This is a genomic window from Paenibacillus pini JCM 16418, assembly GCF_000576305.1.
Taxonomy (GTDB): domain Bacteria; phylum Bacillota; class Bacilli; order Paenibacillales; family Paenibacillaceae; genus Paenibacillus_AQ; species Paenibacillus_AQ pini.
Map to the genome: position 1 here is coordinate 584,117 of NZ_BAVZ01000001.1, position 15,289 is coordinate 599,405.

The following is a 15,289-nucleotide window of genomic DNA, read 5'->3' on the forward strand; positions in this document are numbered from 1 at the left end:
AAACGTATGTTAAATCTTAATCAGCAAATGTACATCAACGGACAGTGGAAAGATACCGCAGAGCTTCATGATGTGATAAACCCAGCAACGGGTGAAATTATAGGTACGATTCCTATGGGGGGAGCTGCGGAGGCACGGGGAAGCCGTGGATGCGGCGCATGGTGCCCTCAAGGCATGGTCAGCTAAAACGGCGCTTGAGCGTGGGAAGCTCCTAATGAATTGGCATCGTCTGATCGAAGATCATACGGATGAGCTCGCTTTAATTATGACGACAGAGCAGGGCAAGCCTCTTAAAGAAGCAGCAGGCGAAATTGCGTATGCGAATAGTTTTATCGAATGGTATGCGGAGGAAGGTAAACGGATTTATGGTGAAAGCATTCCAGCCTCTGCTCCTAACAAAAGAATATGGGTACTTAAGCAGCCCGTTGGTGTAATTGCAGCGATTACACCTTGGAATTTCCCGGCATCCATGATTACACGTAAAGTGGCTCCGGCACTTGCCGCGGGCTGTACTGTTGTGTTCAAGCCATCGGAGGAAACGCCTTATACGGCTTTGAAACTAATGGAGCTGGCTGAGCAGGCAGGTATTCCCGCAGGCGTACTTAATGCCGTAACGGGAGATGCTGCGAAAATCGCAGATGCTTGGCAGCTAGATGAACGAGTACGGAAGATTTCCTTCACCGGTTCGACTGCCGTTGGCAAGCAATTGATGAAGGGTGCAGCAGACACGATGAAGAAAATATCTCTTGAGCTGGGTGGGCATGCACCGTTTATTGTAACAGCTCATGCGGATATGGATCAGGCCGTCGAAGGTCTGATTGCTTCGAAGTTTCGGAACGCTGGTCAGACCTGTGTGTGCACCAACCGGGTGTATGTTGATGAATCACTAGCAGAAGAGTTTGCTGCAAAAGTGGCAGCACGCACGGCCGAGCTTAAAGTTGGCGACGGAAGGGACGAAGGTGTTGAAATCGGCCCTCTGATCAATGCGAAGGCTGTATCGAAGGTGCTCGGTCAAATTGAAGATGCCAAAGCGAAAGGTGCAACGGTTCTGACAGGGGGCCGAGCCCTTACAGAAAAAGAAGGATTTTTCATAGAACCAACCATCATTACGCAGGCATCCGATGATATGGATTGCATGAATGACGAGACTTTCGGCCCACTAGCCCCAATTACGACATTCCGCACCATTGATGAAGTAATTAAGCGGGCGAATCATAGCCCGTATGGTCTTGCAGCCTATGTATTTACGCAGGACATTCGAGAAGCGGTCCATATCGCAGAATCATTAGAATATGGTATTGTGGGCTTGAATGATCCCTTACCATCCACAGCTCAGGCTCCTTTTGGCGGGTTCAAGCAGAGTGGACTTGGACGTGAAGGTGGTCACTTCGGAATTGAAGAATATTTGGAGGTGAAGTATATCTCGCTCGGAATCTAATAGAAAAACTGATATCCAAATATAAAAAGGATGAGCCTTAGATAAGGGCTCATCCTTTTTTGTAATCCTACGTATCGGATTATTATTTCTTCGTATCTGTTTCCGTTGTTTTATCGGTTGTTTTATCTTTAGCATCTGCTGCAGCTTTTTCTTCCAACGAGTTGGTGATTTTAGCTTTAGCTTTAATATCAGCAAGCCATGTTGGGGCAGCTGTGTTGATAGCTTGTGTAATCAGTTTTTCTTTAATTTCAGCTTTTTTACCTTCGAAGGTAGCTTCGACTGCCTTTTTGTGATCCGTAACCTTAATGATGTGGAATCCATTTTCTGATTGAACGACATCACTTAATTTTCCTGGCTCAAGAGCAAAGGCAGCCTTTTCAAACGGTGCATTCATTACACCTTTGCCGAAATAACCAAGGTCTCCACCGTTCGCTTTAGAACCCGGATCCGTTGATTTCTCTTTCGCAACGGTAGCGAAGTCAGCTCCACCTTTTAGCTCTTTAAGGATGGCTTCAGCTTCAGCTTTGGTAGCTACAAGGATATGTGAAGCTTTTACTTGTTCTGGTGTGTTCAAAGATTCTTTGTTTTCATCAAAATACTTCTTAACTTCATCATCCGTTACTTTTACGGTTGGCTCAACCAGTTTGCGGATTTTTACTTGCATATCCATTTGTTTCTTCAAATCATCTTCAGTCATGTTGGACTGTGTTAGAGCTTGTTGATACTCTGTTTCGGAATTGAAGCCTTTTTTTATGGTTTCAATTTCTTTTGCTATATCAGCGTCAGTTACAGTGATTTTCTTCTCAGTAGCTGCTTGGTTAACAAGTTCTTCTGTGATCAAAGTATCGAGTGTTTGTGCACCACCCGCATCTACGAGGGCATCATAAAGTTTGTCCTTCGTAATCTTCACATCATTAACAGTAGCTACAGTTTCATTCTTAGAACTACCAGCAAATGGCGGTTTAATCAAAACAATAACTAAAACAACGGCTAAGACCAGGGAGACAATCATCCAAATTTTGCTGCTTCCAGATGGAGATCCTGGTGATGCAGGTGTAGGTACTGGATTCATTGGATTGGCTGCACGATCCTTGTCCAAATTTACTGCGGCAGGCTCGTTTCTCTCTTCAGTGACCAGTGGGGTCGACTCAGGTGTGATATCTTGCTGTACTACGTTGTCACCTGTAGTTTCATTTTCATTCGGTGCTTCACCGTTATTGAATGGTTCTCTTTCTCTGTCAGTCATTAAATCTTAGTCCTCCTTTAATTAGGCATAACACTTATGCGTTTTACTTTAACAGATTCCGCATAAATAATCCTTAAGAAGACATAAATTTGTTTCATCTTTTTTTAATGCTCCTTTAATAAAAGCTATATTTACTTATGTCTATTTGCTTTTTTCTATAGAAACTGCATGGGCAATACAAGGAATGCTTTCTTTTTGTTGAAAGGAGAGGGGAGACAATAAGGCTCCTGTTGCCACAACTAGAATGCGATTTAGCTCTCCACGACGCATACGGTTCAGAAGATGTCCGTATGTAACGACAGCAGAACAGCCGCAGCCACTTGCTCCTGACTGAACATTCTGCTGATCGTAATTGTATATAAGCATGCCACAATCCGAATAGGTTGTCTGCTGCATAGGGATGTTGTGTTTATGAAACAAGTCGCAGGCTATGAGATATCCGACCTTGGAAAGATCACCTGTGACGATTAAATCATAATAACCAGGACTAATTTGTAAATCTCTAAAATGGGCTTCGATTGTATCGACGGCTGCAGGTGCCATGGCAGCTCCCATATTGAAGGGGTCTTTAATCCCCATGTCAATAACACGCCCAATGGTCGCTGATGTGACATATGGACCTTCTCCATCCGGTGCAAGAATAGCTGCGCCTGCCCCTGTGACCGTATATTGGGCAGTAGGTGGCTTTTGTGAACCATATTCGGTTGGGTAACGGAACTGCTTCTCTACACTTGCGTTATGACTGCATGTACCTGACAGCACATAATTCGCTCCACCGCCATTCACGATGAAGGCGGAGAGGGCTAAACTCTCCATGGATGTAGAGCAGGCTCCAAACATGCCTAAAAAAGGAATGGTTAGCGTACGGGCTGTAAAGCTGCTGCTTATAATCTGATTCATCAGATCCCCACCTAAATAGAACTGAATCTGACCTTCTGTTAATCCTGCATGCTGTATTGCCATCTTTGCGGCTTCTTCCATATATGCCTTCTCGGCTTTCTCCCAACTATCCTGACCCAAATATAAATCACCATGGATGATATCGAAGTCTTCTGCGAGAGGGCCTTGGCCTTCAAAGGGTCCCACCACGGTAGCTGTAGAGATAATGGAGGGTTTATTCTCGAATAACCAGCTTTGATGTCCTTTTAGCATATCGGATCAACCTCCAACCAGATTGGGATCAAAAATAATATAGGCAATACCGACAAGAAAAGCGGCTAGGGTGCCGAATACAATAACGGGTCCCGCCACCTTGAATATACTTCCACCAATGCCAAGCACAACGCCGTCGCGGCGATGTTCAATGGCTGCCGATGCCATAGCATTAGCAAATCCCGTTACAGGGACGCTCGTTCCTGCACCGGACCACTGGGCAATTTTATCGTACACGCCGATGCTTGTTAAAATTGTGGAGATAATAATTAGAACGGCTACTGTCGGATTTCCAGCCTTCTTTTCATCAAATCCTCCCCAGTGTATAAATATCTGCTGAATGGCCTCTCCAATCAAGCAAATCAATCCGCCGACGAAAAAAGCTTTCAGCGAATTGATAAAAGCAGGTCTCTTCGGTTCGCGTTTTTTGGCGAGCTCCTGATATTCTTGCTGAACCGGTGTAAGCTTTTTCTTTTTGCTACTGGCCATGTCGAATACCTCCTAACGGATTAATAATGGTTTAACTTCAGCTATAATCTGCTCTAGCTGAATGGAACATTGCTCGTACATACTCTTGACCTCTTTCTGGTTTGTTGAGAGACTGAACATTTCTAAATCAGCTTGACATTTCTTCATTTCAGCCATTAGAGCAGCTTTCTGCTGCGGTTCAGGTACTTTAATCTGATCATCAAACAGATCGACAAATAATTGTCCATAACTATCTACTTGTCCAATAAAAACATTATCAACAGATACGCCGATTTTCTCGAGCTCCGTATTAATCCATAATCGGTTAAATCCACGAGTAGCGAGTGGCTCATCCATAATTTTGCCGTCGAGAATAACCGTTTGGGGTTCGGAATCGGGTGCAACCTTAATCCCAAGATCAGAAGGGGTGAGTGGCAAATATTCTTTTTTAAGCAAAACATTGATCTCGCCATTAGGCTCCATGATGGCAAATTCCACTTCCGCCAATTTAAAAGCACTTTTCGCGCGAAGCTGCTGCAGAAGCTCTTCATTGGTAAGTTTTTCTTTTTTTAAATTATCCTCAAGTACTTTACCGTCCTTGATCAGGATCGTACTGGTGCTGTCGATAAAATCCCGGGCCTTTTTACTTTTGAGCTGTAAGAATTCGATTCCAAGAGATACAATGGCCCAAACGGCTAATGAAACCATTCCTAAATACCAATTACTTTCTAAGTCGAGTGAAACGGTAGCGGCTAGATCACCAATCGTAATACCAGTGATATATGCGAAAAAGGAAAGCTGAGAAATCTGTCTTTTGCCTAAAAGTCGAGTTAAAGCGAACAGAAATACGACTGCGACTAACGTCCGTACGATTACTTGGGTCCACTCCGGCATGCTCCGGTAACCTCCATTTCTGTCATGGATTAAACAATCAATTATCAAATTATTTGCAAGGGACATCATTTTTATGAATGTTTTATCAAGTGAAAGGTTAAATTATGTTTCGTAATGATATAGGTAGAGGAGGTGAAAGCTGAAATGACGGTATCATCCCAAGTGAAAACATGTCTGTCTTCATTGAAAAGTGCTCAAGCAAGTCTTGAGAGTTTCGCGCTAAGCACTCAAAATCAAGACGCTAAAAATTTATTTACGAATGCTGCTGAACAAACTCAGCAAATCGTTCAACAAGTTGAGACACGCGTACAGCAACTTGAGAACGAAGAACCCCAATACAAAGGGTTTTAATTTCCCAAAGACAAGGGCAAGCACCGGCCAGTTGACCGGTGCTTGTTGCTATACTGGCGTGACAAGCTACATCACTTTGTGGATAATAGTATGAAATGATCCAAACTGTATTTTGGGTAGCTTGGGGGATAAAGACACAGATGAATTTAAAGTGGAGATTAACAAAGGCTTTTGGAATCAGTTTAATATTTATTGTATTGTTTGGAATTGTCGCTTTAGGAATAGGTTTAAACAAAATTGCATGGTTCGACCAGTTTTTTATTCATGTAGTTCAAGGAATGGAGAACGAGAAGTTAACTAGCGTCATGAAATGGTTCACTTCGGTTGGATCTTCTGGTGTGGTCATTCCGCTCACAATCATTGTGATGGTGTTGCTGTTTGTATTGCTGAAGCATCGTAGAGAATTGATATTGTTAATTTGGGTCCTTGCTGGTTCTGAGATATTAAATGTAATTCTAAAAATGATATTTCATCGAACACGTCCAGACACACATCGTTTAATTGATATATCCGGTTTCAGCTTCCCTAGTGGACATTCAATGGGCGCATTTTCATTATATGGCGTGCTAGCTTACTTGCTGTGGAGACATATCCCTTCGGCGGTGATGCGTGTAGTGTGGGTGATCTTCTGCGCTTTGATGATTCTAATGATTGGCGTAAGCCGCATTTACCTAGGGGTTCACTATCCTAGTGATGTTCTAGGCGGTTACCTAATTAGTGCGTTCTGGCTAACTTTATCTATTGGTTATTTTGCTAAAGGAAAGCAAAAAGGGCGATCCTAAACTTGCATGACAAGTGTTTACTCGCGTAAAATGTTTTCATAGGAAATTATGCCTCATCTGTAAAGGAGTATGGTCGCGTAACGATGATATCGCTAAGAGATTTTTTCTATCTACCTGCTGTTAGAAAGATTATGGTACTATTACTGGTTCTGTTGCTGGTGTATTTATTCCGCAGCATGATGAATATGATTTTAATCACTTTTATCATTACATACCTTGTAAATCGAGTTCATTCGTTTTTAACTCGGCGCTTTACGAACCGAATGGGTATCAGTAAAAAAATCACTGTGATTTTGCTGTACTTTGTTTTTGTAGTTGCCTTATCAATTGGTACATATCAATATGCCCCTAAATTAATTTGGGAAGCTAACCAATTAGTCAACCAGGTTATTGCATTCTATAGCACTGCATTTAAACCTACCGGGAACAGAGTGCTCGATTACATTATGGAATATGTTCATAAAGTGGATCTTGGTAAATATGTTAATGAAAGTTTTAATATTGCTATGAATACAATCTCGAATATTGGAACATTCAGCTTGAATTTTGCTATTGCGCTCATCATGAGCTTATTCTTTATGCTGGAGAAAGAAAAAGTAACGCATTTCACACACAAATTCAAAGAGAGCAAATTTGCATATTTTTATGATGAGCTTGCTTATTTTGCTAAGAAATTTACGGTTTCTTTCGGTAAAGTCATTGAAGTACAATTTCTAATCGCATTCATCAATTGCGTGATATCAACGATAGCATTGTGGATCATGGGCTTCCCTAACCTAATTGCGCTCGGCCTGATGATCTTCTTGCTCGGTTTGGTACCTGTTATGGGCGTTATCATTACACTGATTCCTCTATGTGCGATAGCCTTCAAAATTGGTGGAATTGTGAAAATCATTTATGTGTTGATTATGGTAGCCGTATTACATGCCTTCGAGGCATACGTCATGAATCCGAAATTTATGTCTGATAAAACGCATCTGCCGATCTTCTACACGTTTGCTGTTCTCATTTTCTCTGAGCATTTCTTTGGGGTTTGGGGCCTCATTCTAGGCGTTCCTGTGTTTATGTTTATACTGGATTTATTGGAAGTACCCCTAACGAATCAGCGTGGTGAGCAGCTCAAATAGTAGTGGAATAACGATCATGGAAACAATAAAAATCCTAACCGTTACTTGTTAGGATTTTTATTGTTTATTGAATCAAATTTGTTATGGATTAAATGTGAGAGTAGGTCCCCGGCTGCCGCTGAGAATGTGGCTTATGCGTATGTTGAACGAAGCGTTTCAACGATTCAGGAAGTCTTTTCTTTAGTTGATCAGCCTGCAACGTTGTCATTTTGCCGTTTTTAACGGCATCATCTATTTTGCGAGTCTGTACATCATTGAGCTTCTGGACAAAGACTTCACTGCTCCAGCCTTTCTTTTCTTTCGCAATCTGTTGCAGTGTTTTACCCTTCTTGAGTTCCTGGATTAAATCAGGCATAGACAAGTCGAGTAGAGAGGCTGTATCATTCAACAGTGCATGCTTTCTTCCGTGATGGCCATGTCGCTCCGGACTCGGAGCGTTATTATTTTCAGGTGTGGTGATTGTTACTGGATCTGTCTCATTCCACTCAGAAGCCTCTGCATGGACTGCTGGTATGGAAAGCCCTGAACACAGTGTACAGGCTAAAGTCGTTTTTACTAGAAATGACCTTATATTCTTATTCATCGGTATGCTCACCTCTTGATAGATTATTGGAATTACTTTATTTTCCAACCTTAGTATGAGCTGTTTTTTAATTTTCATACGGGATTTGTATCAATATCAAGGACAAAGGGTAATACATACCTAATTGCCAATATAAAAAATAATAAAGATCAAAAATTAAGGAGGGGCAACTGTGACTTTTGGAGCGCGCATGTTAAAAACGGGAATTGCCGTTACCCTCGCGTTGTACATCAGCTTATGGCTACATTTAACGGCACCTGTGATAGCAGCTGTAGCGGCTATTTTCGCGATGCAGCCTTCAATATATCGCTCATGGCGGTATTTTCTGGATCAGCTACAGACGAATACATTAGGGGCTATTATAGCTCTGGCAGCGGGGGCAGTGTTCTCGAATGAGCCCATTGCAGTGGGTCTTGCTTGTATTCTCGTTATTATGATATGTCTTAAGCTGAAAATGGGAGATACGATTGGACTAACATTAGTTACGGTTATTGCAGTTATGGAAGCATCAGGACAGTGGCAGTTTGCACTTACACGCTTTTCTCTCAGTCTTATTGGTATCGTATCGGCTTTTTTAATTAATATACTTTTGTTTCCGCCTAAGCCAAAAGTACAGTTTATCGGGCAAATTCAGTATATTTATGATCAGATGTCACTACTTCTTCGTACCTCCATTTCAGATGAAATACGTGAAAATGTATTTCGTGACCAGAAGCGCCAATTGGAGGATTCTGTTAAAGCATTATCCGATAAGTATAAGCTGTTTGAAGAGGAACAGAAGAAGCTTAAACGAGCAACGTTTAGCCAAACGAGGCATTTAGTGGTGTACAAACAAATGTTAAATACATTGCGCAAAGGGATAGAGGTTCTTGATGCAATCGAGGAGCATTATTTTCAGTCTGAAAGAGCAGATGATACGGATGAATACTTCGATCTACAATTAGAGCATCTCACTAAATTTCATGAACATGTGTTACTTAAATTTGATGATAAATTAAAACCTAATTGTACGGAACCCAATGAATTAGAAGAGGCTAATAATATTTTTATGAAAGAAGTTATTAAACGTGTATATGAGCATCCGGAGGGTAAGCTCCGGATCTCAATTGTGGCAGCCACCATGTATGACTACGGCTATCAGCTGGAGCGTCTAAACCGTCTAGTCGATCATTATCATAAGTCTGATGATGAAGAGCCGTCATTGTGGATGAATTGGATGAAAAAATAACATGGAATTGCTCTTAAGCATGTAGAGGTAATTTGACAATAAAGGCTGTTTTATTGTCGTTACTAATGACGGAGATACTTCCGTCGTGGAGATGAACAATGCTTTTTACAATAGCTAAGCCAAGTCCTGCCCCGCCCGTATTCAGCGAGCGGGATTTTTCTACTCTATAGAAGCGGTCGAATATATGTGGTAGCTCAGAAGATGGGATCGTTGATCCATAATTAATAATTTGGATTTCAACTTCTCCTCCAAGCCTATGAATTTCAATCAGAAGCTCTCCACCTTCGCTTCCATAACGTATCCCGTTTGTAATTAAATTTTCGAATGCACGCATCAATTTATCCCCGTCTCCAGAGATCATAATTTTATCCTGCGGTGCGTTTATGTTAATAAACATTTTTTGGTTTTTTAAATGAAGCGTAAATTCCGCAGATAATTGACCAAGGAGTTCCACAATATCAATATTCTTCCGATGAAGCTCACTACCTCCGAATCCTAGGCGGGTATACTCAAATAAATCCGTAACAAGCCCATTCATTCTCCGAGCTTTTTCGTAAGCGATGTTCACATAGTAACGTAGTTCAACTTCATCCTTATATTTGTCTTCTTCAATCAAGCGAAGATAACCAATAATGGACGTTAGTGGTGTACGTAAATCATGTGAAACGTTGGTAATCAACTCATTTTTTGTTTGAGTAGCTAGCTTCTCCTCTTGCATGGATAAAGTAAGCTGTGCAGCAAGCTCATTGATTTGGGCGGCTAGCATGCCAATTTCATCATTTGAACGGACGGGGATTTTCTCATCCATTTGCCCGTCTGACATCCGCTTCACGCCGCGAATAATATTACTTAAGCTACGTGTTGTTCCCCAGCTCAGAAGCATGACATAAAGAATGAATAATAGAATGACAACTAGCCCTTGCCAGGCTGAGAATCCCACAATTTTATTGAATTTAAGTACAAAGATTACTAACGGATCAAGTGCTGTTCGGTTGGACAAATAAATACTTTCCAGTATAGGTCTGAGTATCATGAGGGTAGCAAAGGTAAGCCCAACGCTTAGAAAAAACATCATGACCATTTTCCATTGCAGCTTGTTAAATAAACTACGATTATGCATCAATTTTATAACCTACTCCCCATATCGTTTGGATCAGCTTATAACCAAGCTCTTTCTCGAGCTTGTCACGTAAATTACTAATATGGACCATAACGGTGTTGTTGGAGACATAATACTTTTCTTTCCATACTCTCTGAAATATTTCCTCAGCACTAAACACCCTTGAAGGATGGGAACCTAGCAAATACAAAATATCAAATTCTCTTCCTGTTAGCTGAACTTCATTCGCGCCGGCAAGAACTTGATGTGAGTTACGATTTATCTCAATGTTATGAATGCGAAGAATTGAATCATCACCTGTTCTGGAATCTTGATTGTATTGAAAAGAACGCCGCAGCAACGTTTTTACTCTAACCGTTAGCTCCAGAGGGTTAAAAGGCTTGATCATGTAATCGTCAGCGCCTGTCATGAGACCCATAATCTTATCCATATCTTCTGTCTTTGCACTAAGCATCAGAATGGGGACGGTGGAGGAATCTGCCCTTACTCTGCGGCATACTTCAAGACCATCCATTTTAGGCATCATGACATCGAGAATGATTAAATCAAATGTATGCTTTGATAATTGTTCTAAAGCTTCTTCGCCATTATAGGCGAACAAAACTTCATAGCCTTCATTCTTAAGATATATAGATATTAGGTTTGCAATTTCCTTATCGTCATCTACAACTAGCATGTTTCTCATTCAGTAAGCCTCCAATTGCAGTATTATTCCTAAATTCAGTACGAAGGTTAAATCTGTCATTAACCGTATAGGCTTATGCTTCACCGGGAAGCATGGAATTAGTTATCTGCGTTAGTATCATTGTAACGATTCCAATTTAAATGTAGTGAAAGAAAAGCTTAAGAAGTATAAAGAAAGGGAAGAAACCTATATGAATTAAAAAGAGGAGAGCCAGGGCCCTCCTCAGAAAATTCCGATATAAGAATTGCTTTGTTCAGCAACAATTGTTAGAATAGAAATGTCACTCTAAATACATTTAGATTTAAATAAAGTTAACCTAATTATATTATATCACGATGAATAGAGAATGTCAAACGTTTGAATGGGGAGGAATTTGTATGAGTAGAGAAGATGAGAATTGGCAGCAGGAACAAGCTCGCGTCAATGAGGTGACCTCAAAGGTCGCACGCCGAATGGAGGCACTTGAAGAGGAAGTTGGCTCAGTCCGTGGACAAGTAGTCGACTTGCGTAAGGATTTCTGGGATGAAGTCCGCGTTAACTTCAGTAGTGCAGATGACCTTGGGGAAACATCCACTAGCTTGCGGCAACAGTCCCAAGTCGTTTCGGAACGTGAACGTCGACACTTACAGTCTTCCGAATCCCTTAAAAAATGAAGTTACTTGTTAAGTCCCCTTATTTCGGACGTATTGATTTCCGGGAACAAGGGCGAGAACATACTGAACCTATATATTTAGGCATCGCCTCCTTCTTAGATGATGATCAGGAAACATTTCTGGTTTATGACTGGCGGGCTCCTGTATCGAGTCTTTATTATGACGGGGCTCCAGGTCCAGCGGCGTATCAGACTCCTGAAGGTGAAATGTTTGGGACGATGGAACTTAAGCGCCAGTTCGTGATCAAAGAAGGTAAAATCGATGTGATGTTTGACACGGGGGTTACGATCGGTGATGAGCTTCTGCAGCAAGTACTAAGTCATAGTGCTGATAATCAGATGAAGAGTATCGTAGCTACGATTCAACGCGAACAGAATGCAGTTATTCGTAATGATAAAAGTAGAATGCTTGTTGTACAAGGCGCAGCGGGTAGCGGTAAGACATCGGCTGCACTACAACGTGTCGCTTATTTATTATATAAATACCGTGCGACGTTAAAAGCGGATCAAGTACTACTCTTCTCCCCGAACCCATTGTTTAATAGTTATGTCTCATCCGTACTTCCAGAGCTTGGGGAAGAAAATATGATGCAGACCACATTCCAAGCCTATCTGGCACATCAGTTGGGTAAAGAATTTGAACTTGAAGATGTATTTGCACAGATGGAATCCATTTTAAATGCTGAAGAGGGACCTTGGCTGAATGTGAAAAAAGCATCGATTTTCTTCAAATCATCTCCTGCCTTTCTGCAAATTATTAGTAAGTACACTTCTTTATTGGAGAAGAAGGATATGATGTTCCGAGAAATTCGGTTTCAGGGCCGGCTTATTATCTCGGCTGAGACGATGAAGAAGAAATTTTACGAATATGATCCAGGTATAAAACTCGTGAATCGGATTGATTTAATGAAGCAATGGATGCTTAAAGAGCTTATGACTTTTGCGCATGCTGAGCGAAGCGCGGCTTGGGTCGATGATCAGATTGAATTACTTAGCCAGGAAGAGTATCAACGAGCATATACGAAGATAAGACGCAAACAAATGGGTACGAAGGATTCGTTTGATGATCATGAGCTTGAGCGCAACCTACTGGCGAAGATGATAGTGAACGAGTGGTTAAAGCCTGTGCGCAAATGGATCAAGCGGCTTCGTTACGTGGACGTTAAGGGGCTCTATCGAGAGCTGTTTAGGAATAAAGAGCTTATGCTTACATTAAATTCTGGTGGAGATCTTCCTGAGATGTGGGATCAAATCGCTGAGCAGACTCTCCTCGAGTTAAAAGATAAAAAGTTATCGTATGAAGACTCGACTCCTTATTTATATTTGCAGGAGCTTTTAAAAGGTTTTCAGACCAATACGCTTATACGTCATGTATTTATTGATGAAGTACAGGATTATTCCCCCTTCCAGCTTGAGTATTTGAAGCGCTTATTTCCTCGTGCCCGCATGACTGCTTTGGGAGATCTGAATCAAGGGATATATGCGCATACAGATGTTTTAGGAGGAAGTCTAGAGTCGCTTAAGGAGTTATATGGAGCCGGGGAGACAGAGGTCATCTCACTAACGAAGAGTTATCGTTCCACATATGAAATTGTGGATTTCACTCGGAGCATGATGCCGGGTGGGGAGAACATTGTAGCTTTTGACCGCCAAGGTGATTTGCCACAGGTCATAATGGAATCCAATTTGGAACAACTCCATGGGGATATTATTAAGGATATTCAGCAGTTACATGAACAAGGTTACGAGCATACCGCCATTATTTGCAAAACAGATGAGGAGAGCAAGCGAGTGTATGAGGCACTTAAAGAGACGTTGCCCCTTAAGCTTATTACCAAAACAACACCATCATATATTAGAGGAACCCTTGTTATTCCATCGTATCTTGCCAAGGGTGTAGAGTTTGATGCTGTCCTTATCTACAACGGATCTGAAAGCTCCTATTCACGCGAATCGGAGCGTAAATTGTTCTATACCGTATGTACGAGAGCGATGCATTTACTGCATATATACAGTTTAGGGCAACCAAGTCGCTTTATTACCGATATTCATTCCGATAAATACACAAAAATTAGTAAATAAACCAAAGGTAGATAGCGGTGCATATCTCTAAGGTAAACAAACCACAATATACGTGATATTAATGTGACGTAAAGGTGGTTTTCTCATGGAGAACAAGAAATGGGACCTTGTGGCACTGGCATCCATACCGCTAATTATGACCTTGGGTAACTCCATGCTCATTCCCATTTTGCCGCTTATCTCTCAGCAGCTTCACGTCAGTCCATTCCAAGTGAGCATGCTGATTACGGTGTATGCGATAGTAGCCATTTTACTCATTCCGATTGCGGGATATTTATCGGATCGTTTTGGGCGTAAAGCTGTTATTATACCGAGCTTAATCATTGCAGCTGCGGGTGGTGCCGTTTCTGGGGCTGGTGCATGGTGGACGGACGGGAGCACAGCATATTGGATTATCCTTGGTGGACGTTTTTTACAGGGGATAGGTGCTGCAGGAGCATTTCCAATCGTACTTCCGTTAGTAGGGGATATGTTTGATGATGAGAAAGACATAAGTAAAAGTTTAGGTATTATTGAAACCTCGAATACATTTGGCAAGGTGATCAGTCCGATTCTAGGTGCAGCCCTGGCCAGCGTTCTATGGTATTTACCTTTTTTAAGCATACCTATACTGTGCATCATCTCACTGGTTATGGTTATATTCTTTGTTAAATCGCCGAGTAAATCCAGTTCAAGTAAGACGAGCATTAAACAATTTTTGACGAGTACGCGAGATGTTATGCGTAAAAAAGGTCGTTGGCTCTATGCGATCTTCGCCGTAGGTGCATCTGCATGTTTATTCTATTTGGAGTATTGTTCTATCTGTCAGAGACACTGGAGAGCAAGTACGGTATGCATGGAGTGAGAAAAGGCCTTGTACTTGCCATTCCACTTGCAGTTCTATGTTTGTTCTCCTTTATTGCAGGTAAGGTGATTGGTAAGAGTAAACAACGTATGAAGTGGACAGGGTTTGCTGGGATGGCTTTGGCTACAATATGTATGATTATTACGGGCTTTAGCAATCAGATATTTTTCGTGGTTACATTCTTCTCCTTGTGTGGAGCGGGTATTGGTACGGCATTGCCGTGTATGGATGCACTCATCACAGAGGGGATTGAAAAGGAACAACGAGGTACAATTACTTCTTTATACAGCAGTATGCGGTTTATTGGCGTATCTCTCGGGCCTCCCGTCGTTTCTTTACTCTTAAAAAGCAACCACTGGGTACTGTTTGGTATGATGGCTTTGGTAGGTGCGATTGGAGGATTCGTTACCCTTTGGGCAGTTCGTCCGCAGGAGAATAAAAACAAGACAGATGACAAGAACTCGAGCAAACCTCTTTCAGGATTGATGATGAAACGTGCAAAGGCTCGATAAATGTGGATAAGCATTTGTTTAAAAATGAGATAACCCCCGGGAGATAGTCCTGAGGGTTATTTTTTTGTATGCTCAGAAACAAATCAAATGCTAATCACATCTAATTTTCTGAATTTATGTGTCAA

General features: G+C 41.6%; 11 protein-coding genes and 3 pseudogenes. 7 read left to right on the top strand and 7 right to left on the bottom strand.

Going from position 1 to position 15,289, the window contains the following annotated elements; all coding sequences use genetic code 11:
- Positions 1–6: 6 nt before the first annotated feature.
- Positions 7–1,438: pseudogene (locus JCM16418_RS02790) on the top strand (NAD-dependent succinate-semialdehyde dehydrogenase).
- 82 nt (positions 1,439–1,520) lie between these two features.
- Here JCM16418_RS02790 and JCM16418_RS02795 read toward each other — a convergent pair.
- From JCM16418_RS02795 to JCM16418_RS02810, 4 genes are all read right to left on the bottom strand, one after another.
- A complete protein-coding gene (locus JCM16418_RS02795; protein WP_052020007.1) occupies positions 1,521–2,684 on the bottom strand; it encodes a foldase protein PrsA in 1,164 nt (387 codons plus the stop codon).
- 141 nt (positions 2,685–2,825) lie between these two features.
- Positions 2,826–3,836: a stage V sporulation protein AD gene (spoVAD, locus tag JCM16418_RS02800; RefSeq protein ID WP_036645850.1), complete on the bottom strand. Its 1,011-nt coding sequence runs from the start codon at positions 3,834–3,836 to the stop codon at positions 2,826–2,828.
- A gap of 6 nt (positions 3,837–3,842) precedes the next feature.
- Entirely contained in the window at positions 3,843–4,325 is a 483-nt protein-coding gene (gene spoVAC, locus JCM16418_RS02805) for a stage V sporulation protein AC (protein ID WP_036645851.1), read from the bottom strand.
- A 12-nt stretch (positions 4,326–4,337) separates the two neighbouring features.
- Complete coding sequence (locus JCM16418_RS02810) at positions 4,338–5,198, bottom strand: DUF421 domain-containing protein (protein WP_036645852.1); 861 nt, start codon at positions 5,196–5,198, stop codon at positions 4,338–4,340.
- 144 nt (positions 5,199–5,342) lie between these two features.
- On the opposite strand from JCM16418_RS02810, the gene JCM16418_RS02815 reads away from it, so the two are divergent.
- From JCM16418_RS02815 to JCM16418_RS02825, 3 genes are all read left to right on the top strand, one after another.
- Positions 5,343–5,549 (top strand): DUF1657 domain-containing protein, encoded by a 207-nt coding sequence (locus JCM16418_RS02815; RefSeq protein ID WP_036645853.1) that lies wholly within the window; start codon positions 5,343–5,345, stop codon positions 5,547–5,549.
- Positions 5,550–5,689: 140 nt separating this feature from the next.
- Positions 5,690–6,331 (top strand): phosphatase PAP2 family protein, encoded by a 642-nt coding sequence (locus JCM16418_RS02820; RefSeq protein ID WP_036645854.1) that lies wholly within the window; start codon positions 5,690–5,692, stop codon positions 6,329–6,331.
- Between the two features lie 83 nt (positions 6,332–6,414).
- A complete protein-coding gene (locus JCM16418_RS02825; protein ID WP_036645855.1) occupies positions 6,415–7,458 on the top strand; it encodes an AI-2E family transporter in 1,044 nt (347 codons plus the stop codon).
- Between the two features lie 88 nt (positions 7,459–7,546).
- Here the strand turns inward: JCM16418_RS02825 and JCM16418_RS02830 are convergent, their stop codons facing one another.
- A complete protein-coding gene (locus tag JCM16418_RS02830; protein ID WP_036645857.1) occupies positions 7,547–8,041 on the bottom strand; it encodes a hypothetical protein in 495 nt (164 codons plus the stop codon).
- A 172-nt stretch (positions 8,042–8,213) separates the two neighbouring features.
- On the opposite strand from JCM16418_RS02830, the gene JCM16418_RS02835 reads away from it, so the two are divergent.
- Entirely contained in the window at positions 8,214–9,269 is a 1,056-nt protein-coding gene (locus JCM16418_RS02835) for an FUSC family protein (RefSeq protein ID WP_036645859.1), read from the top strand.
- 13 nt (positions 9,270–9,282) lie between these two features.
- Here JCM16418_RS02835 and JCM16418_RS02840 read toward each other — a convergent pair whose 3' ends face one another.
- Positions 9,283–10,389: a sensor histidine kinase gene (locus tag JCM16418_RS02840; protein ID WP_036646147.1), complete on the bottom strand. Its 1,107-nt coding sequence runs from the start codon at positions 10,387–10,389 to the stop codon at positions 9,283–9,285.
- The gene (locus tag JCM16418_RS02845) at positions 10,382–11,074 is read right to left on the bottom strand and encodes a response regulator transcription factor (RefSeq protein ID WP_036645862.1); all 693 of its coding nucleotides are present in this window, start codon (positions 11,072–11,074) and stop codon (positions 10,382–10,384) included. The genes JCM16418_RS02840 and JCM16418_RS02845 overlap by 8 nt, the downstream gene beginning before the upstream one ends.
- Positions 11,075–11,451: 377 nt before the next feature.
- On the opposite strand from JCM16418_RS02845, the pseudogene helD reads away from it, so the two are divergent.
- Both helD and bcbE read left to right on the top strand, forming a co-directional pair.
- Positions 11,452–13,808: pseudogene (gene helD / locus JCM16418_RS02850) on the top strand (RNA polymerase recycling motor HelD).
- An 85-nt stretch (positions 13,809–13,893) separates the two neighbouring features.
- Positions 13,894–15,164 (top strand): annotated as a pseudogene (gene bcbE, locus JCM16418_RS02855) (bacillibactin exporter BcbE).
- Positions 15,165–15,289 lie beyond the last annotated feature (125 nt).

Excerpts from the sequence above, each read along its gene's own strand:
- JCM16418_RS02795 (WP_052020007.1), bottom strand. The coding sequence starts at position 2,684 with ATGACTGACAGAGAAAGAGAACCATTCAATAACGGTGAAGCACCGAAT.
- spoVAD (WP_036645850.1), bottom strand. The coding sequence starts at position 3,836 with ATGCTAAAAGGACATCAAAGCTGGTTATTCGAGAATAAACCCTCCATT.
- spoVAC (WP_036645851.1), bottom strand. The coding sequence starts at position 4,325 with ATGGCCAGTAGCAAAAAGAAAAAGCTTACACCGGTTCAGCAAGAATAT.
- JCM16418_RS02810 (WP_036645852.1), bottom strand. The coding sequence starts at position 5,198 with ATGCCGGAGTGGACCCAAGTAATCGTACGGACGTTAGTCGCAGTCGTA.
- JCM16418_RS02815 (WP_036645853.1), top strand. The coding sequence starts at position 5,343 with ATGACGGTATCATCCCAAGTGAAAACATGTCTGTCTTCATTGAAAAGT.
- JCM16418_RS02820 (WP_036645854.1), top strand. The coding sequence starts at position 5,690 with ATGAATTTAAAGTGGAGATTAACAAAGGCTTTTGGAATCAGTTTAATA.
- JCM16418_RS02825 (WP_036645855.1), top strand. The coding sequence starts at position 6,415 with ATGATATCGCTAAGAGATTTTTTCTATCTACCTGCTGTTAGAAAGATT.
- JCM16418_RS02830 (WP_036645857.1), bottom strand. The coding sequence starts at position 8,041 with ATGAATAAGAATATAAGGTCATTTCTAGTAAAAACGACTTTAGCCTGT.
- JCM16418_RS02840 (WP_036646147.1), bottom strand. The coding sequence starts at position 10,389 with ATGCATAATCGTAGTTTATTTAACAAGCTGCAATGGAAAATGGTCATG.
- JCM16418_RS02845 (WP_036645862.1), bottom strand. The coding sequence starts at position 11,074 with ATGAGAAACATGCTAGTTGTAGATGACGATAAGGAAATTGCAAACCTA.